At 70.0% G+C, this 17,653-nt stretch carries 19 protein-coding genes and 1 tRNA gene; 11 read left to right on the top strand and 9 right to left on the bottom strand.

What is annotated here, in order from left to right:
- Positions 1-14: 14 nt before the first annotated feature.
- Positions 15-1,706, top strand: coding sequence for a HAMP domain-containing sensor histidine kinase (locus tag ACFV3I_RS17155; protein ID WP_206252990.1), 1,692 nt, complete (start codon positions 15-17; stop codon positions 1,704-1,706).
- Positions 1,707-1,845: 139 nt separating this feature from the next.
- On the top strand, positions 1,846-2,133 hold the full coding sequence (locus ACFV3I_RS17150) for a WXG100 family type VII secretion target (RefSeq protein WP_136031536.1): 288 nt from the start codon (positions 1,846-1,848) through the stop codon (positions 2,131-2,133).
- Between the two features lie 74 nt (positions 2,134-2,207).
- Here the strand turns inward: ACFV3I_RS17150 and groL are convergent, their stop codons facing one another.
- From groL to ACFV3I_RS17130, 4 genes are all read right to left on the bottom strand, one after another.
- A complete protein-coding gene (gene groL, locus ACFV3I_RS17145; protein WP_136037073.1) occupies positions 2,208-3,827 on the bottom strand; it encodes a chaperonin GroEL in 1,620 nt (539 codons plus the stop codon).
- A gap of 123 nt (positions 3,828-3,950) precedes the next feature.
- Entirely contained in the window at positions 3,951-4,529 is a 579-nt protein-coding gene (locus ACFV3I_RS17140) for a LytR C-terminal domain-containing protein (RefSeq protein WP_206252986.1), read from the bottom strand.
- 69 nt (positions 4,530-4,598) lie between these two features.
- Positions 4,599-4,856, bottom strand: a complete 258-nt coding sequence (locus ACFV3I_RS17135) for a DUF3263 domain-containing protein (protein ID WP_136031532.1) — start codon at positions 4,854-4,856, stop codon at positions 4,599-4,601.
- A 9-nt stretch (positions 4,857-4,865) separates the two neighbouring features.
- On the bottom strand, positions 4,866-5,858 hold the full coding sequence (locus ACFV3I_RS17130; RefSeq protein WP_378823749.1) for a DUF2332 domain-containing protein: 993 nt from the start codon (positions 5,856-5,858) through the stop codon (positions 4,866-4,868).
- Between the two features lie 72 nt (positions 5,859-5,930).
- On the opposite strand from ACFV3I_RS17130, the gene msrB reads away from it, so the two are divergent.
- The gene (msrB, locus tag ACFV3I_RS17125; RefSeq protein ID WP_136037075.1) at positions 5,931-6,335 is read left to right on the top strand and encodes a peptide-methionine (R)-S-oxide reductase MsrB; all 405 of its coding nucleotides are present in this window, start codon (positions 5,931-5,933) and stop codon (positions 6,333-6,335) included.
- The gene (locus ACFV3I_RS17120; RefSeq protein ID WP_378823747.1) at positions 6,332-7,018 is read left to right on the top strand and encodes a nitroreductase family protein; all 687 of its coding nucleotides are present in this window, start codon (positions 6,332-6,334) and stop codon (positions 7,016-7,018) included. Before msrB ends, ACFV3I_RS17120 begins: the two co-directional genes overlap by 4 nt.
- Here the strand turns inward: ACFV3I_RS17120 and ACFV3I_RS17115 are convergent, their stop codons facing one another.
- Positions 7,019-7,930: a DMT family transporter gene (locus tag ACFV3I_RS17115; protein WP_378823775.1), complete on the bottom strand. Its 912-nt coding sequence runs from the start codon at positions 7,928-7,930 to the stop codon at positions 7,019-7,021. It lies immediately after the preceding gene.
- A gap of 211 nt (positions 7,931-8,141) precedes the next feature.
- Here ACFV3I_RS17115 and ACFV3I_RS17110 point away from each other — a divergent pair, with 211 nt between their 5' ends.
- The 4 genes from ACFV3I_RS17110 to ACFV3I_RS17095 are packed head-to-tail and all read left to right on the top strand — an operon-like array spanning position 8,142 to position 11,814.
- Complete coding sequence (locus ACFV3I_RS17110) at positions 8,142-9,053, top strand: ABC transporter ATP-binding protein (protein ID WP_136036449.1); 912 nt, start codon at positions 8,142-8,144, stop codon at positions 9,051-9,053.
- A complete protein-coding gene (locus tag ACFV3I_RS17105; RefSeq protein ID WP_378823745.1) occupies positions 9,050-9,862 on the top strand; it encodes an ABC transporter permease in 813 nt (270 codons plus the stop codon). Before ACFV3I_RS17110 ends, ACFV3I_RS17105 begins: the two co-directional genes overlap by 4 nt.
- A 9-nt stretch (positions 9,863-9,871) precedes the next feature.
- Positions 9,872-11,140, top strand: a complete 1,269-nt coding sequence (locus ACFV3I_RS17100) for a sensor histidine kinase (RefSeq protein ID WP_378823743.1) — start codon at positions 9,872-9,874, stop codon at positions 11,138-11,140.
- Complete coding sequence (locus tag ACFV3I_RS17095; RefSeq protein ID WP_136031517.1) at positions 11,137-11,814, top strand: response regulator transcription factor; 678 nt, start codon at positions 11,137-11,139, stop codon at positions 11,812-11,814. Before ACFV3I_RS17100 ends, ACFV3I_RS17095 begins: the two co-directional genes overlap by 4 nt.
- 4 nt (positions 11,815-11,818) lie before the next feature.
- Here the strand turns inward: ACFV3I_RS17095 and ACFV3I_RS17090 are convergent, their stop codons facing one another.
- Complete coding sequence (locus ACFV3I_RS17090) at positions 11,819-12,775, bottom strand: aldo/keto reductase (protein ID WP_378823773.1); 957 nt, start codon at positions 12,773-12,775, stop codon at positions 11,819-11,821.
- 62 nt (positions 12,776-12,837) lie between these two features.
- Entirely contained in the window at positions 12,838-13,641 is an 804-nt protein-coding gene (ppk2, locus tag ACFV3I_RS17085) for a polyphosphate kinase 2 (RefSeq protein ID WP_206252979.1), read from the bottom strand.
- 184 nt (positions 13,642-13,825) lie between these two features.
- Here ppk2 and ACFV3I_RS17080 point away from each other — a divergent pair, with 184 nt between their 5' ends.
- Together ACFV3I_RS17080 and ACFV3I_RS17075 are read left to right on the top strand one after the other, a co-directional pair.
- Positions 13,826-14,395: a TetR/AcrR family transcriptional regulator gene (locus tag ACFV3I_RS17080; protein ID WP_378823741.1), complete on the top strand. Its 570-nt coding sequence runs from the start codon at positions 13,826-13,828 to the stop codon at positions 14,393-14,395.
- The gene (locus tag ACFV3I_RS17075) at positions 14,392-15,129 is read left to right on the top strand and encodes a metallophosphoesterase (protein WP_378823739.1); all 738 of its coding nucleotides are present in this window, start codon (positions 14,392-14,394) and stop codon (positions 15,127-15,129) included. The genes ACFV3I_RS17080 and ACFV3I_RS17075 overlap by 4 nt, the downstream gene beginning before the upstream one ends.
- 55 nt (positions 15,130-15,184) lie before the next feature.
- Here ACFV3I_RS17075 and ACFV3I_RS17070 read toward each other — a convergent pair.
- Positions 15,185-15,257 (bottom strand) — tRNA-Thr (locus tag ACFV3I_RS17070).
- Positions 15,258-15,296: 39 nt separating this feature from the next.
- Positions 15,297-16,250, bottom strand: coding sequence for a thioredoxin domain-containing protein (locus tag ACFV3I_RS17065; RefSeq protein WP_136031511.1), 954 nt, complete (start codon positions 16,248-16,250; stop codon positions 15,297-15,299).
- A 228-nt stretch (positions 16,251-16,478) separates the two neighbouring features.
- On the opposite strand from ACFV3I_RS17065, the gene ACFV3I_RS17060 reads away from it, so the two are divergent.
- Entirely contained in the window at positions 16,479-17,582 is a 1,104-nt protein-coding gene (locus tag ACFV3I_RS17060) for an ABC transporter ATP-binding protein (protein ID WP_136031508.1), read from the top strand.
- Positions 17,583-17,653 lie beyond the last annotated feature (71 nt).

Here is a 17,653-nt window from a genome sequence, read left to right as displayed (position 1 = left end):
GCAGGGAGGGCCGCATGGCGCACGAGCCGGATGCGGTGACCACGTGGTGGCGGCGGATCAGCCTCCGCGCCAAGGTCACCGGCGTCACGGTCGCCGTGCTCGCGCTCGGTCTGCTGGTGGCCGGGATCGGTACGGTTCCGCTGCTGCGCAACGCGCTCGTGGAGAACATCAACGCGCAACTTCCTGCCCTCGTCACGAGCGATCTGATCGAGCGCTACTTCGACACCACGACGATCGACGGCGTCACGACCTACACGCCCCGCGACGAGAAGCCCCGCGACTTCTCTTTCGCGGTGTACGACGCGGAGGGCGCGCTGCGCGCCACGGCCCCCAGCGCGTCGGGTCGCGCCCCCTTCTTCCCCGCGGAGTACTCGCTCTCGGAGGCACAGGCGAACGAGGACAAGGTGCTCGCGCTCGAGGGGGACAACGGCAGCGTCTACCACGGGGCCGTCGCCCTGGTGCAGCAGGAGGGCACGCCGCTCAGCATCCAGATGGTCGCTCTGCCGTTGGCCGAGGCCGATCGCATCATCAGCCAGTACTTCGGCATCTACATCACGATCGCGCTGATCACGATCTTCGTCGCCGCATTGCTCACGCGCGGCCTGGTGACGCTGACGTTCCGGCGGCTGGGGCAGGTCGAGCAGACCGCCATGTCGATCGCGGCGGGCGACTTCCGACAGCGCCTCACCGACCTGGAACCGACCACCGAGGTGGGCCGCCTCAATGCCGCGATCAACACGATGCTCGACCGCGTCGATCGCTCCCTCGCGCAGCGCGACCGGACCGTGCAGCACATGCGACGCTTCATCGGAGACGCGAGCCACGAGCTGCGCACCCCGCTCGTGAGTGTCCGCGGCTACGCCGAGCTCTATCGCATGGGCGCGATCACGGGCGAAGAGGACACCGCCAGGGCCATGGAGCGCATCGAGAAGGAAGCGATCCGGATGGGGGTGCTGGTGGAAGACCTGCTGGCGCTGGCTCGGCTCGATGAGGAGCGCGAGCCCACGATCGAGCCGCTCGACCTCCGGCCGATCGCGCGCGACGCGGCGCTCGACGTACGGGCGGCAGCACCCGGCCGGGTGATCTCGGTGATCGACCGGACGCTGGAGAACGTCCCCACGGCGCCGGTGCGCACGCCGATCGTCCCGATCGAGCCCGAGCGCACGACCCCGCGCGTGCGGCCGCTCGCACCGCTGTCCCGGCTGCGCCGCCGCGCCAAGCAGAACGAGGAACCGCCGGCCATCGACTTCAGCGAGGTGCAGGACATTCCCGTGCGGACACCGCCGATCGTGCTCGGCGAGGAGAACAAGGTGCGCCAGGTCGTGACCAACCTCTTGGGCAACGCGCGGCGCTTCTCCCCCGCCGACAGCCCCATCGAGATCGTCGTGGACTCGGATCGCCTGGCGGGAACGGCGAGTATCGCCATCGTCGATCACGGCGAAGGCGTGCCGCCGCAGATCCGGGAGCAGATCTTCGAGCGGTTCTGGCGAGCGGACACTTCGCGGGCGAGGGAGACCGGCGGATCCGGGCTGGGCCTGGCGATCGTGGCCTCCATCCTGAAGGCGCTCAACGGCGACATCGCGGTCTCCGAGAGCCCGGGGGGCGGAGCGACCTTCACGGTCACGCTGCCCCTGGCACCGGCCCAGGCCACGCCGGCCCACCTGCTCGAAGACACGCAACCGCTCGACCCGCTCGACCTGCCCTGACTGCGACGCGCGGCGCTGGCTCTGCACGGAGTCGTGAGCGGACGAGGTGTCCCCAGGACGCAGGGGTGACCCGCCTCCCGTCCGCTCCATCGACGTGGCCTCACCTACCGTCGGAAGCTCCGAGATGAAGGAGTTCCTCATGACCGTATTCACCGTCGACACCGATGCCATGCACGCCGCGCACGCCTCCACCCGCGCGACCATCGAGCGTCTCCGTGCCGAGTCATCGACGCTCATGGCGCAGCTCAGGCAGTTGCAGTCGTCGTGGGTGGGAACCGCGTCCAATGCGTTCCAGGGGTGTGCCGAGCAGTGGCAGGGCGCGCAGCTCCACGTCGAGCAGGTGCTCGACGGCATCGGCACATCGCTCGGCTCCGTCGCGACGCAGTACGCCGACGCCGACCAGTACTCGGCGAGCATGTTCCGCTGAGCGTCGGCTTCACTTCCCGTGAACACCAGAAAGCCCCCGGCCGGAGCCGGGGGCTTTCTGTGGATGCAGCGGGATCAGAAGTCCATGCCACCCGAGGGGTCACCCACGGGAGCGGCAGCCTTCTCCGGCTTGTCGGCGACGACGGCCTCCGTCGTCAGGAACAGGCCGGCGATCGACGCGGCGTTCTGCAGCGCGGAGCGCGTGACCTTCGCCGGGTCGATGATGCCCTGTGCGAACATGTCGCCGTACTCGCCGCTGGCGGCGTTGAGGCCCTGGCCCGCGGGGAGCTCGGAGACCTTGTTGGCGACGACACCCGGCTCGAGACCGGCGTTGAGGGCGATCTGCTTGAGCGGAGCCTCGATCGCCACGCGGACGATGTTCGCACCGGTCGCCTCGTCACCCTCGAGGGACAGGGCGTCGAGCGCCTTGGTGCCGGACTGGATGAGCGCGACGCCACCACCGGGGACGATGCCCTCCTCGACGGCCGCCTTCGCGTTGCGCACGGCGTCCTCGATGCGGTGCTTGCGCTCCTTGAGCTCGACCTCGGTTGCAGCGCCCGCCTTGATGACGGCCACGCCACCGGCGAGCTTCGCCAGGCGCTCCTGCAGCTTCTCGCGGTCGTAGTCGCTGTCGGTGTTCTCGATCTCGCGACGGATCTGCGTGACGCGACCCTCGATCTGGTCGGCCTCGCCGGCACCCTCGACGATCGTGGTCTCGTCCTTGGTGACGATGACCTTGCGGGCACGACCCAGCAGGTCGAGCGTCGCGTTCTCGAGCTTCAGGCCCACCTCTTCGGTGATGACCTGGCCGCCGGTGAGGATCGCGATGTCCTGCAGCTGCGCCTTGCGACGGTCGCCGAAGCCGGGAGCCTTGACGGCGACCGACTTGAAGATGCCCTTGAGCTTGTTCAGCACGAGCGTCGCCAGAGCCTCGCCCTCGACGTCCTCGGCGATGATGACGAGCTCCTTGCCGTCCTGGATCACCTTGTCGACGATGGGCAGGAGGTCCTTGATGTTCGAGACCTTCTGGTTGGCGATGAGGATGTACGGGTCCTCGAACACGGCCTCCTGGCGCTCCGGGTCCGTGACGAAGTACGGGTTCAGGTAGCCCTTGTCGAAGCGCATGCCCTCGGTGAGCTCGAGCTCGGTGCCGAAGGTCTGCGACTCCTCGACGGTGACCACACCCTCCTTGCCGACCTTGTCGATCGCCTCGGCGATCAGCTCACCGATGGCCGGGTCTGCCGCCGAGATGGACGCGGTCGCGGCGATCTGCTCCTTGGAGTCGATCTCCTTCGCGCTGCTCAGCAGCTCCTCGGTGATGGCGGCGACGGCCTTCTCGATGCCGCGCTTGAGGGAGATGGGGTCGGCGCCGGCCGCGACGTTGCGCAGACCCTCGCGGACCAGGGCCTGGGCGAGCACCGTGGCGGTCGTCGTGCCGTCACCGGCGACGTCGTCGGTCTTCTTGGCGACCTCCTTGACGAGCTCCGCGCCGATCTTCTCGTACGGGTCGTCCAGCTCGATCTCCTTGGCGATGGAGACACCGTCGTTCGTGATCGTGGGGGCGCCCCACTTCTTCTCGAGCACGACGTTGCGACCACGCGGGCCGAGGGTCACCTTGACCGCGTCGGCGAGGATGTTGAGGCCACGCTCGAGGCCGCGGCGGGCCTCCTCATCGAAGGCGATGATCTTTGCCATGAGTTTTGTCGTCCCTCCTGGACGTAGACGGTGGGTTTAGCACTCAGAGTGAGAGAGTGCTAACGCCATTCTGGCACTCGACACCATCGAGTGCAAGCCGCGTCGCCCGCCTGTGGAGGGGCGTCAGGGAGCGGGAGTCTCCTCGGACTGCTCCGGCGCCGACGCTGAGCGATCGAGGCCGATCACGACGGTGAGCTGCTTGCCGCCCGTCTCGTTCAGATCGGCGTAGAAGTCATCCTGCTTCACCGCAGCGCCGCCGATCACCCCGGCGAGACCCACGGCCGCCTGCTCGTCCGCGTCGTCGACGTAGTAGATGGTCGTCGTGGCGAAGTCGTCGCTCGCGCTGTCCGTGGCGAACACGATTCCCGCCGGCCAGCCGGCATTGATGAGAGTGTCACGCATCTGGTCGTCGAGGCCGGAATCAGGGGTCGCGTTGAGGATCATGACCGAGTAGCTCGGGTCGATCACACCCGTCTCCTCCGGTGTCGGCACCGCGCTGGGGCCTGCCTCGGGGAACAGCTCGATGCGCCCCATGACGACCAGCGAACCGAAGATCCCGGCGATGATCAGGACGAGCGCAGCCACGAAGGACCACAGCAGGACCACCCAGCCGTTCATGCCCGGAGCCTCCGCGCGGTGGGCCCCGACGCGTCCGGAGGCGCGGGGAACGTCATCGAATCGGTCACGGGAGGGCTTGGACACCCCTCGATGCTAGCGGCACGATGCTGGCAATCCGCGACGGAGGCCAGCGAGCGGAGCGAAGCGGGTCCGTCAGCCGACGAAGCCGGGCATGCGCGCCGCCCTTCGGGTGCCCCGGGTGTCGCGGAGCCGTCGCAGCCGCCGCACCAGGACCGGGTCGAACGCCAGGGCCGCCTCGGAGTCGATGAGTCGTCCGAGCAGCTGGTAGTAGCGCGCCGCGCTCATGCCGAGGGTGCTGCGGATGACCTCTTCCTTCATGCCGCCGTGCCGCGGCCAGGCGGCTTCGAGGGCGAGGATCGCGCGGTCGCGTTCCGTGAGGTCTCCGAGCATGGCTCCAGGTTAGGACGCGACGACGCCATCGCCCGCGCGCCACTCCCACCATCGCCCGAGCGGGTCGGCCGCCGCCCGCACCCTGCCGTCGAGCGCGACCACGAAGCCGGACCATGTCGTCGCGTCCACGGACGGCCGCCACACGTCGAGCAGTCCGGGTGGGTCGATCGTGATCCATCGCGCCGGCAGCCCCTGGATCTGCGCGACGAGAGCCTCGCGCGCACGGCGGGGGATGTGGACGAGCACCCCGGGCGTCGTGACGACGGGGGTGGCACCCACAGGCATCATCGCCAGGAGCTCCTCGAGCCTCTCGGCCGCGTCGCCGGCGAGCAGCAGCGGTGGATCGGCTGCGACGATGTCGAGCGCGGCCTCGATGCGGCGCTCGCGCCCGGACTCCCCCGGCCACACGAGCCCGCGCAGCCACCGCCGGTCTCCGTCGTCCGCGGCATCGAGCGGTGCGAGATCGATGCCGCCCCGCCACACGACCTCGGGCAGGCGAACACTCGGCATCGTCCCCGTCACCCGACTCTGCAGCACGACCGGGGAGGGACCGTCGTGCGGGTCGACGGCGAGCCGTTCGGAGCCCTCGGCCGTCACGTAGCGATACGAGTACCGGTCTGGGTACAGGCAGAGACCGGCCGATGCGCCGAGCTCGAGAAGCGCGATCGGCCCCTCGATCTCGGAGAGGACCGGGAGCAGCGCCGCCAGCCGCAGCGGCTCGTTCGTCTGCAGGGACCGCGCCGCGCACTCGGCCACGAGCACGTCGGCGTGCGCCAGGACGAAGGCGCGCCACGCCGCGTAGTCCTCGAGCGGGGCGCCCAGCAGCCGGGACACCGCGAACACCAGCGGTGGCTGGCGGTGCGTCTCCGGGATGCGACGCAGCACATCGCGCAGCTGCTCGTCATCGCTGACGCCGGCCGCCCACTCCCCGTACAGGGCGCTGCGCCCGGGGGCCTCGTCGCGCGCGAAGCGGGCATAGCGCTCCCGGATCGGGTCGGTCATGCGTCCATTCTGACGCGCAGCGCCGAGACACCGCCGCAGCGTGGAGAATGGAGAGGACCCGAGGAGGACGCAATGTCGTACAGCGTGGACAAGACCGAAGACGAGTGGCGCAAGGAGCTCGGCGAAGAGCAGTACGCGGTGCTGCGCCAGGCCGCGACCGAGCGCGCCTGGACCGGAGAACTGCTCGACGAGGAGCGCGCCGGCCTGTACACGTGCGGAGCGTGCGGCGCCGAGCTGTTCAAGAGCGGCACCAAGTTCGACTCCGGGTGCGGGTGGCCCAGCTTCTACGAGTCGATCCGGCCCGACGCCGTGGAGCTCCTGGAGGACGACAGCCTGGGCATGGTGCGCACCGAGGTCCGCTGCGCGACGTGCGGCTCGCACCTCGGGCACGTGTTCCCCGACGGCTTCGGCACTCCCACGGGCGACCGCTACTGCATGAACTCGATCGCGCTGAACTTCACGCCAGACGAGTCGTGAGCGCGCTCGACGCCGTCCGCGCACGACAGTCCTGGTCGAAGGTCGGAGACACCGCGCCCGGGCGGGAAGAACTGCTGGCCCTGGTGGCCGCGGCCGGACGCGTCGCCGATCACTCCTCGCTGCGACCGTGGCGGCTGATCGAGCTGCGCGGCGCCGATCGAGAGGCCCTCGGAGCAGCGATCGCCCAGGCGCAGGGCGACGACTCCCCCTCGACGAAGCCGCTGCGCGCCCCCCTGCTGATCGCGGTGGTGGCCAGCTACCAGCCGAGCGAGAAGGTGCCGCGGTGGGAGCAGGAGGCCGTCGCCTCCGGCGTCGCCCACGTGCTCAGCCTCCTGCTGGACGAAGCAGGGTGGGGTGTGATCTGGCGCACCGGACACTACACGCGGTCGCACCCGGTCGCGGCGATGCACGGCCTCGCCGACGACGAGGAGCTGCTGGGCTGGCTGTACGTCGGCGACAAACCGCCGGGGAAGTCGCCGGGCCGACGCAAGGCCGTCGACGCGCGCAGACTGCTGACGCGTCTCCCCTCGACCCAACCGGCCGTCGCCGCCGCCGAGCCCGCCGAGAACGAGAAGAAGGCCGAGGCGAACGCGGAGAAGAAGTCCGCCAAGAAGGCGAAGAAGAAGGCGAAGAAGGCCGCCAAGAAGGCGAAGAAGAAGGCCGCGAAGGAGAACCCCGCGTAGTCACCGGCGACGACGCCGCGGCACTGCCACGACGACCGACGCCACCGCGACGACGACCATCGCGATCACCTGCCACAGCGCCGGTCCCGCCTCCGCAGGCCACAGCACGTCGATCACCACCGAGGTCACCAGCTGGCCCAGCACCGAGCCGAGCCCCATCAGCAGCACACCCGTGTGAGCCACGATGAACGCGCCGAGCAGGATGTACGCGGCACCGAGGAACCCGCCGAGGTAGAGCCACGGCTCGGCCGGGAGGGGGTCCGGCGCTCCGCGCAGCGCGACGCTCAGGGCCGCGGCGACCGCGAGCACGACCGTCCCGGCGATGAAGCTCATGAGCGTGGCGGCGATGGGCGACTGCACGCGCTGCGCCAAACGCCCGTTGGTCGCAGCCTGCCAGGCGATGCCCACTCCCGCGAGGAACGGCAGCACCAGCATCCACAGCGGAGCGGACGCCAGGACGTCGCCCGACAGGGAGATCGCGACCGCGGCGAGCGCCAGCGCCCCACCGAGCAGGCGACCGGGGGTCACCGCGACGACGCCCGCGGGCCCGAAGCCGATCCGGTCCAGCACCAGGCCGTGGAGCGTCTGCCCCGCCACCACGCCGACCGTGAACAGCGAGACGCCGAGGACGCCCGCTGTGAGCCCCTGCGTCGAGACCGTGAGGGCCCCGCACGCGCCGCCGAGGAGCATCCAGAACGGGACGGAGCGCCCGCGGATCCCCCGCCATAGCCGTACGGCACCGCGACGGGCGAACGGCAGGAGCGCGATCACGACCGCGAGCGCCACGAGCCCGACCGAGAAGGAGAGGAAGCCCGCGACGACGCCGTTGTCGACCCGTACGCCCAGCACCCCGTTGATCCGCGCCTGGATGGCGGTCATGACGCCGATGGCGACGGCTCCGCCGAGGGCCAGGGGCGCGGGGAGTCGACGGGCGTCTGTCACCCGTCGACCCTATCCGAGCCCCGGAGCCCGACGGCTCACGGCGCTCACGGGCGCAGCATGGTGGCCCCGGACAGCGCCCCCGCGCAAGCGGTCTCTCATCCATCCGGGGGAGGATGCGGAGCGCGCGGAAAGGTACCGCGGGCGGACGCGCGCGGCGGGCGCCGTCCGTAGCGTGGGCGACATGATCACAGCAGAAGGCCTCACCAAGAGGTTCGGAGACAAGACGGCCGTCGACGACGTGTCGTTCACCGTCCAGCCGGGCACGGTCACCGGGTTCCTCGGCCCGAACGGTGCCGGGAAGTCGACGACCATGCGCCTGATCGTCGGACTCGACCGGCCCACCTCGGGTCGCGCTGCCGTCGGCGGGCGCGAATACCGCAAGCTCCGCGCCCCGCTCACCGAGGTCGGGGTGCTCCTCGACGCGAAGGCCGTGCACACCGGGCGCAGCGCCAGGAATCATCTGCGGGCGATGGCCGCGACCCACGGCATCCCCGACTCGCGGGTCGACGAGGTGATCGACCTCGCCGGCATCGGCTCCGTCGCCCGCAAGCGCGCCGGGAAGTTCTCCCTGGGCATGGGCCAGCGCCTCGGGATCGCCTCGGCTCTGCTGGGTGACCCGCACACGTTGATCCTCGACGAGCCGGTCAACGGTCTCGACCCCGAGGGTGTGCGCTGGGTGCGGCAGTTCGTGCGCCACGCCGCCTCCGAGGGGCGGACCGTGCTGCTGTCGAGCCACCTGATGAGCGAGATGGCGCAGACCGCCGACCACGTGATCGTGATGGGACGCGGGCGTGTCCTCGCCGATGCTCCCCTCGCGGACCTCGTGCGTTCGTGGACCAGGAACACCGTTCGGGTGCGCACGCCGCGTCCCGCGGAGCTCGCCGCGGCCGTGGGGGCGCCGGACGTCGAGATCGTCAGCTCCGCGCCGGATCTGCTCGACATCGTCGGTCTCCCGGCCGCACGCATCGGCGACCTGGCTGCCGAACGCGGTATCCCCCTGCACGAACTCACGCCCACCACCGGCTCTCTCGAGGACGCCTATCTCGCTCTCACCGGCGACGCCGTCGAGTACCGCACGAAGGAGCTCTCATGACCACGCAGGCCCCCGTCGCCACGACACCGCGCGTCGACACCGGTCGCCGGCTCACCTTCTTCCGGGCCGTCCGCAGCGAGACCATCAAGCTCACCACGCTGCGGTCCACGTGGTGGTCCATCGCGATCGCCGCCGTCCTCACGATCGGCATCGCCATGCTGATCGCCCAGGCGGTGGACGTTCCGGGGTTCGACCCCATCCAGGCCGTGGTCATGCCGATCCAGTTCACGATGCTGTTGGCGGGCATCATCGGCGCGATCGCGGTGACCGGCGAGTACTCGACCGGCATGATCCGCTCGACCCTCACGGCCGTTCCGGTGCGCGGGGCCGTCCTGCTCGCGAAGTCGCTCGTGCTGGCGCTGTTCCTGTTCGTGTCCTCGCTCGCGATCTTCGGTGTCGCGGCCGTGGCGGTCGGGATGATCGTCGGTTCCCGCGATCAGAGCATCGACTGGTCCGACCCGTCGGCGTCGTTCCTGCCGATCCTGGTCGCATCCCTGTCGATGTCGGTGTTCGCACTGATCGGCGTCGCGTTCGGGTTCATCCTGCGCTCGGGCGCCGGCGCGATCGCCGCGACGGTGGGCCTGCTGTTCGTGCTGCCGATCGTCGGGAACTTCTTCTCGATGGCCGGTGAGGCGTGGGCGTGGGTGGTGGATGCCGCGACCTATCTTCCGGTGGCGGCCGCGCAGAGCGCGATCCTCCCGGGTGAGGGAGCGGCGCTCGAGGCCCCCGTCGCCTTTCTGACGCTCGCTTGCTGGGTGGTCGGAGCGCTGCTGGCCGCATGGGCGGTCCTGCGCACGCGCGACGCGTAGAGTCGGCCCGTGAGGAGAACGCGCAGCCGCAGCGACTCGATCCGTGAGGACGAGGAGCTGCGGCTTCCGCGTCCGCCCGGGGTGTTCCGACGTTTCTGGGCGCGGCACCCCGTGGTCGCCGACGTCCTCCTCACGGCGCTCTGCGTCCTGCTCACGCTGACACCGGCCGCGCGTCTGGACGCTCTGCCGGAGCCGTGGGCCGTCGTCCGTGCGATCGTCTGGCCCCTGGCCGTCCTCGCCGCCTGTGCCACGCTGCTGTGGCGACGGCGGCTCCCCCTGCTCCCGGCGGTCGCGGCGTACGCACTCGACGTGTTCTTTCTGCTCGCGGGGTCTCCTGGCAGCAGCCCGCTGCTCCTGATCGCGGGCTTCTCCCTCGCCGTCCACGGGTCGTCGCGCGCGGCCTGGGCGGCCTTCGGCTGGGGTGTCGCCGCGGTGTCGGCGGTCGCCGGCGCGCTGCTGCTGACCGGTGGCGTCACCCTCCAGTCGGGCCTCAACACGGTCCTGAGCACCGTGGTCCTCGGTCTCATCGGCACTCTGATCGGCGTGAACGTCGGCAATCGCCAGCGATACATCGACGCGGTGATCGACCGATCGCGGCAACTCCTGGTCGAACGCGATCAACAGGCCCAGCTGGCGGCGGCCGCGGAGCGCGCGCGGATCGCCCGCGAGATGCACGACATCGTGTCGCACTCGCTGACGGTGATCGTCGCCCTGTCGGAGGGTGCGGCCGCGACCCCCGATCACACGCAGGCCCGCGCGGCAGCCTCGACCGCTGCCGAGACGGCCAGGAGCGCGCTGACGGAGATGCGATCGATGCTGGGCGTACTGCGCGACGACGGCTCGCCGCCTCCCCTCGCGCCGGTCGAGCCCGCCCAGCCGCGGGAGACGGTCGAAGCCGCCCAGCGCGCGGGGTACCCGGTGACGCTCACGGTGACGGGCACCGCCGACGTCCCGCCGTCCGTCGCCCACGCACTGGGCCGGATCGTGCAGGAGGGGGTGACGAACGCCATGCGCCACGCTCCTGCCGTCTCGATGATCGGTGTCTCGATCGGCTATTCCGACGACGAGGTCCGCGTCGAGGTGGTCAACGACGGCGTCTCCGGCACCGACGTCGGCGCGGGCGGCTTCGGCCTCCGCGGACTCACCGAACGCGCGGCGCATGTCCACGGCCGGCTGCACTCCGGACCGGACGGTCCCGGCCGATGGCGCCTGCACGCCCGACTGCCCCTCAGCCCGGTCGTCCCCGCGACGACACCCACCCCGGAGGACCCCTCATGACATCGCCGATCCGCGTGCTCCTCGTCGACGACCAGGAGCTGATCCGCCTCGGCTTCCGGATGGTGCTCGAGTCCGAACCCGACATCGTGGTCGTCGGGGAGGCGAAGGACGGCCGCGCGGCGATCGCCCAGAGCGCGGCCCTTGCGCCCGACCTCGTGCTCATGGACATCCGGATGCCCGAACTCGACGGCATCGCCGCCACGTCGGCCATCGTGCGCGACCACCCGGAGACCCGCGTGCTCGTGCTCACGACCTTCGACCTGGACGAGTACGCGTTCGGGGCGATCCGCGCGGGAGCGAGCGGGTTCCTCCTCAAGGACGCGCAGCGCCACGAGATGCTCGCAGCGGTGCGGGCCGTGCACCGTGGGGACGCCGCGCTCTCCCCCCGCATCACCCGCCTGCTGCTCGAGCACGTGGGGCCGCGGCTCGGATCCGGGACACCGGCGGAGCCCGACCGCGCGGATGCGTCCCGCTACGCCTCGCTGACCGACCGGGAGCAGGAGGTGTTCCTGGCGATCGGTCAGGGCCTGACCAATGCCGAGATCGCGCGCGCTCTCTATGTGGGCGAGTCCACCGTCAAGACGCACGTGGGCCGGGTGCTGGCCAAGCTCGACGCCCGCGATCGCATCCACGCGGTCATCCTCGCGCATCGGCTCGGACTCGTCGGCGACTGACGACTCAGGCGGTGGAGGTCGGCGTCCACGCCGAGACATCGTTCAGACGGTGCACCTCGTCGGACGACAGCTCGAGCCGTGCGCCCTCCAGCAGGTCGGGCACCTGATCCACGGAGCGGGCGCTCGCAATCGGGGCGACCACGGTCGGCTGGGCCCGGAGCCAGGCGAGCGACACCGCGGCGATCGAGGTTCCGCGGGCGTGCGCGACCTCGCCGAGCGCGTCGAGGACGCGCAGGCCCTGGTCGGTGGCGTAGCGCGCGGCACCCGCGGCCCTCGGCGACGCCTCGCCGCTGGCGTCGGTCGAGCGATACTTCCCGGTGAGGAACCCACTCGCCAGGGCGTAGTAGGGCACCAGCCCGAGTCCGAACTCCTCGGCGACCGGGATGATGGTGTCTTCCACGACGTTGCGGTGCACGAGGTTGTAGTGCGGCTGGATCGCGATCGGCTGCGCGACCCCGAGCCGCCCGGCGATGTCGACCCACTCGCGAATGCGCTCGGCCGAGTAGTTCGACACCCCCACGTGTCGCACGAGGCCGTCGCTGACCAGCTGGCCGAACGCGGCGACCGTCTCCTCCAGCGGAACGGTCTCGTCGTCGAAGTGCGCGTAGTACAGGTCCAGCTCGTCGACGCCCAGCCGCGTCAGCGACGCCTCCGCTGCGGCGCGCACCGTGGTCGCGGAGAGCCCGGAGAAGTCCGGATGCTGGCTCACCTTGGTCGCGACGACGACACCCCGCGGACGGCGGGAAGCCAGCCACTCCCCGATGATCTCCTCACTCTCCCCGCCCCGATTCCCCGGGACCCACGCACTGTACGAGTCCGCTGTGTCGATGAAGTCGCCGCCACCGTCGACATAGGCGTCGAGGACGGCGAAGGATGCGTCGCGATCGGCGGTCCAGCCGAACACGTTGCCACCGAGGGCGAGGGGGAAGACGTCGAGGTCACTGCTGCCGATGCGGGTCATGCTCATCACAACCGCGATCGCGATACTCGGCATTCCCGCGTGACGCCGCTCCGTCACCGTCGTTACGCGGCGGACTCGCCCTGGTCGTAGATCTGCGACGGACGCCCGACGAGACGGCTGTCCGGCGCGTGTGCGACCCGCGCGTCCTTTCCGTCGTATTCGAAGCGCGACAGCACGTAGCGGATGGCCTCGAGCCGTGCGCGCTTCTTGTCGTTCGAGCGCACCACGATCCACGGCGTGACCGGGGTGTCCGTGTGGAAGAACATCGCTTCCTTCGCCGTGGTGTAGTCGGCCCACCTGTCCATGCTCGCGATGTCGGTGGGGCTCAGCTTCCACTGCTTCACCGGATCCTCGCGACGGCGGTCGAACCGGCGGCGCTGCTCCGCCTCACCCACCGAGAACCAGAGCTTGATCAGCCGGATGCCCGAGCCCACCAGCATCCGCTCGAATTCCGGAGCGGTTCGGAGGAACTCCTGGTACTCCTCATCGGTGCAGTACCCCATGACGCGCTCGACCCCGGCGCGGTTGTACCAGGAACGGTCCATGAGGACCATCTCACCGCCGGACGGCAGATGGGCCACGTACCGCTGGAAGTACCACTGCGTGCGCTCGGCGTCGGTCGGCTTGTCGAGAGCGACCACCCGGGCCCCGCGAGGGTTGAGATGCTCCATGAAGCGCTTGATGGCCCCGCCCTTGCCGGCTGCGTCGCGCCCCTCGAACAGGACCAACACCCGCTCCGCGCTGTGCTTCACATGCGCCTGCAGCTTGAGCAGCTCGATCTGGAGGAGGCGCTTCTCGGTCTCGTATTCCGCGCGGGAGAGCTTTTCCGAATACGGGTAGCCCTGCTGCCACTCGGGAACGTCCATCGTCAGCCTCCTGCGAACGGGGCGGCCGTAGGAGGCCTGAACAGATGCGCGCAGGTGGCCGGGGCGGGGTGCCGGCCACCTGCACGTAAGTAACATAACACTCGCCAAAGTGTTACGCAAATGGCGCGGCCGCGGCAGTGCACGACCTCGCCATACCTACCTCTAGGTATGGCATGATCCTTCTATGAGCACAGATGCGAGGGAATCCCTGCTACGCGCGGCGCAACAGCTGTATGCCGCCAACGGGGTGGCGGCGACCACCCCGCGGCAGGTCATCGAGCGAAGCGGTGTGGGACACGGGAGCCTCTATCACCACTTCCCTTCGAAGCGCGACCTGGCGCTCGCTGCCGTCGGCCGTTCGGTGGATGAAGCGTTGGCATCGTCCTCCGACGCCCTGAACGCCCACACCGAGCCGCGAGCGAGGATCGCCGCGTATCTCGAACGTCCCCGCGAGGCGACCTCGGGGTGCCGTATCGGTCGCCTCACGGCTGACCCCTTCGTCGCGGCCGACGAGGAGCTCAGCGCCTCCGTCGCCCGCTACTTCCTCGACCTCATCGGTCTCGTCGCCGACGTCTTCGAAGAGCAGGGACTCGATGGGGGCGTCGCGCGCGACCGGGCTACGGCCGCGGTCGCGGTGATCCAGGGCGGGTATGTCCTGTCGCGAGCCACGGGGGACGAGGAGATGATGCGCGCCGCCGTCCGCGGGTTCCTCGGCCTCGTGGACGCACCCCAGCGACCGGAGGGCGACTCATGACTCTGATCGCGCACCTCAGCGACCCGCATCTGGACACATCTCCGCACCGACTGCGCCGGCTCGAGGCAGTGCTCGCAGCGGTGTCCTCCCTCCCCGACGTCGATGCGATCGTCCTCAGCGGCGATCTTGCCGACCACGGCGCCGCCGAGGAGTACGCCCAACTGTTCGCGACCCTCCCGGCGGACATACCGACGATCGTCGTACCCGGGAATCACGACCACAGCGAGACGATGCTCCACTCCCAGGCCCAGGCCGGTCTCAACCCGGCCCTGTCGGGCTTCATCGACGTGGGCGAGGTGCGCGTCATCGGGCTGGACTCGCACCTCGATGCTCGCGTCGAAGGCCACCTCACGCCGGACACGATCGACTTCGCGCGGCACGCAGCGAGCTCGGCCCCCGGCACCGCCCTTCTCGCACTGCACCATCCACCGGTGCCCGTCGGGCATGATGTCGCCGACGGGTGGAATCTCGAGAACACGAGCGACCTGGAGGCGCTGATCGTGGGGAACGCACGAATCATCGGCGTCCTGACCGGGCACGTGCACTCCGCCCTCGCCGCGTCGTTCGCCGGGGTACCGGTGCTCGGTGCCCCGGGCATCGTCTCCACGATGCGACTGGGAAGCAGGGTCAATCCGATCGCCGACGACACGGCGATGCCGGGGCTCGCCATGCACACCATCGACGGCACCGCCATCCGCACCGTGTTCCACTACCTGAGCCCCGCCGAGCCGTGAGACGCAACGCCCGCCATCCCCCGGAAATACAGGGATGGCGGGCGTTGCCGTCCGGAGCCGACTACGGGACTCGAACCCGTAACCCCCGTATTACAAGTACGGTGCGCTACCAATTGCGCCAAGTCGGCGGGTGCCATCAGCTTAGCGATGGCGGAGGCGCCGCTCGATTACGGCGCGGGCGTCGACGTGGCCGACGGCGTCGGAGTGGGGGTCGAGGTGGACTCGTAGTACGCCTCGCTCGCCACCGACATCACGAACGTGGACAGCTCCTGCGGGTCGTCGAGCGCCCCCACATAGGCCTCGCCGTTCACGACGATCATCGGCGCGGCGGTGAGGACCAGGTCGTCGGAACCGGCGAGCGGACCCTTGAGCGCCCGCGTGGTCGCTTCCTTCGCCCAGTTCACGAAGTCGCCCTCCTCGATGCACTTGCGGACGACCTTCCCGTTGTCGACGCCGACCGCTCCAGCGAGGTTCGCCAGCTCCTGATCGGAGAGACCGTCGCTGCCGACCTCGGGCTGATCGTCGAGCAGGTCGTGATTGAACGCGTAGAACTGGTCGGGCGAGTGCGTCGCGACGCACGCCGCAGCTGCGGCCGAGCGCAGCGAGTACTTCGTGCCGTTGGAGCTGGCCGTCAGCAGCGCGACGGGGTGATAGCTCACTGTCGCCGCGCCGTCCTCGATCCACTGCGCAAGCAGTCGCGCGTTCGCGCGCTCGAACTTCCCCGCATCGGGCGACAGATAGTCGACGTAGACGTGCACGTCCACAGCCTGAGACGCGGTCGGATCCGGCGTGGGAGAAGCGGAGGCACCGGCCTCGGACGGCGTGGGCGTCGGCGTGGCGGGGGCTTCGGCGGAGGTGGCCATCGACGAGATGTCGGTCACCACGACGCCGTCCGACTCCATGCCGCTCGGGCTGAGCTGAGGCTTGGATACCTGCGACGTCACGGCCATGGTCACCGCGGTGCCGATGGCCCCGACGGCGATCACCGCGACCGCGCCGATGATGATCCGTCTCATCAGGCGGGCCCTCGACTGCTGGGCGTGCACCTTCTGGGCCTTCTCCCGCACGACCTCGCGGGAATTGCGAGGTGCGGGGACGTTCGGCGTTTCGTCGCTCGACATCGTTCCTCTTGAGTCTCGGGGGGTCCGGGTTGGCCCCGACCGTCGCCCGGCGACGATCGCCGCAGAACGCGGCCGGATTCGATGCTAGCCAGTGAGGCTGAGAAATACCCAGGTACGGCCGATCGTGCCATACTGAACCCGACCCGATGGCGGGTCACGGCGGGTCACTCCGCCGCTTCATTCACTACGGATCGTCCGGCACGTACCTGCCGGTGAAGGAGAAACACGATGGCATCTGTGACTTTCGACGAGGCCACCCGCCTCTACCCCGGCGGAACCCGTCCGGCCGTCGACAAGCTCAACCTCGAGGTGGGCGACGGTGAATTCCTCGTCCTCGTCGGCCCTTCCGGTTGTGGTAAGTCCACCTCGCTCCGCATGCTCGCCGGCCTCGAAGAGGTCAACTCCGGCCGCATCCTGATCGGTGACCGCGACGTCACCGACGTGCCGCCGAAGGACCGCGACATCGCGATGGTCTTCCAGAACTACGCCCTGTACCCCCACATGACGGTCGCCGAGAACATGGGCTTCGCGCTCAAGATCGCCGGCGTCGGCAAGGAGGAGCGCGCCGCCCGTGTCCTGGAGGCCGCCAAGCTCCTCGACCTCGAGCAGTACCTGACCCGCAAGCCGAAGGCCCTGTCGGGTGGTCAGCGTCAGCGCGTCGCGATGGGCCGCGCCATCGTCCGTCAGCCGCAGGTGTTCCTCATGGACGAGCCGCTGTCGAACCTCGACGCCAAGCTCCGCGTGCAGACCCGTACGCAGATCGCGTCGCTGCAGCGCCGTCTCGGCGTCACCACGGTCTACGTCACGCATGACCAGACCGAGGCGCTCACGATGGGCGACCGGATCGCCGTGCTGAAGGACGGTCTGCTGCAGCAGGTCGGCTCGCCGCGCGACCTGTATGAGAAGCCGAACAATGTCTTCGTCGCCGGCTTCATCGGCTCCCCCGCCATGAACCTGTTCGCGGCGGACCTCGCCGACGGCGGCGTGCGCTTCGGCACCGAGGTCGTCCCGCTCGACCGCGACACGGTCGGCCGCGCCAACGGCTCGCAGGTCACGGTCGGCGTCCGCCCCGAGGACATCACCGTGGGTCCGGCCGACGGCAAGGGCCTGTCGGTCGTCGTCGACCTCGTCGAGGAGCTCGGCGCCGACGGCTACCTCTACGGCCACACCGAGATCAACGGCAAGCGCGCCGACCTCGTGGCCCGCGTGGACGGCCGCAACCACCCGAACGCCGGTGAGACCGTGACCCTCGCGGCCAACGCCGGTCACGTGCACGCCTTCGACCAGGAGACGGGCGACCGCCTGAACGACAAGCCGGTCGTCTCCGCCTGATCGGACACACCATCCGCGGCGCGGGCTGACTTCGGTCGCCCGCGCCGCGCTCGTTTCCCCTCAGGAGCATC

Source organism: Microbacterium sp. NPDC059771 (genome assembly GCF_042732495.1).
In the GTDB taxonomy this organism is placed as follows: domain Bacteria; phylum Actinomycetota; class Actinomycetes; order Actinomycetales; family Microbacteriaceae; genus Microbacterium; species Microbacterium sufflavum.
Note: the sequence above shows the minus strand (reverse complement) of the source record. Positions and strands in the feature narration are given on the sequence as shown.